Genomic DNA, 701 nt, shown 5'->3' with positions numbered 1-701 from the left:
CGGATTGCGAGCGCAAGAGATTGCTTTGCTACAAATAAAAGAGATTGCACAACTAACTTCTCGTTGCGACTTCACATTACTTCAGGTGATGACCTTACCCGCCTCGTATACGAAAGGCGCTGATGCCATGAAACGCTCAAAGAGTAAATATGAGCGCAAAACCATCAGCTTTAAGAAGTCAGCATTTGATCAAATGATACGTCAAGTTGAAAAACTGGTTCAGGTAGGTGCTGACGTAAACCCTGAAGATTTCTATCCTCCTGTGAAACAACATAAAGGTAAATCCCGTGATCTTCCCATGGTTGATACTGATTTGAGGCGGGCTCTTACTGAGTATTTACAAATTCGTATATCAAAAGAATCACACCTAAAGCCTGGTGATCCACTCTTTATCACCCAGAAAGGTGGCCCCTACTCTCCTAATACACTTCAGGAACATATGGCTCTCATGCTCCGAAATTGGGCCGGGATCGAGAAAGCAAGTTCACATAGTGGTCGCCGTTCACTGATAACAGATGTGATCCATAAACAGAAGAAGTCAGTTAAAGTGGCTCAGAAAATTGCTGGGCATGTAAACGCCTCAACAACTCTTATATATGAAGAGCCGCCAGAGGAAATGCTTAATGATGCGCTAAAAAATCTGAATAAGAATTAACAAGCTGTTCGTTAAGGAATAACAATACAATTTAACCCAAGATAAC

At 41.8% G+C, this 701-nt stretch carries 1 protein-coding gene; it reads left to right on the top strand.

What is annotated here, in order from left to right; translation table 11 throughout:
- On the top strand, positions 1-655 hold a 655-nt coding region (locus A3729_RS13365; RefSeq protein WP_068633981.1), incomplete at its 5' end, for a site-specific integrase.
- Between the last annotated feature and the right edge of the window lie 46 nt (positions 656-701).

It is taken from the genome of Oleiphilus sp. HI0043, assembly GCF_001634935.1.
Note: the sequence above shows the minus strand (reverse complement) of the source record. Positions and strands in the feature narration are given on the sequence as shown.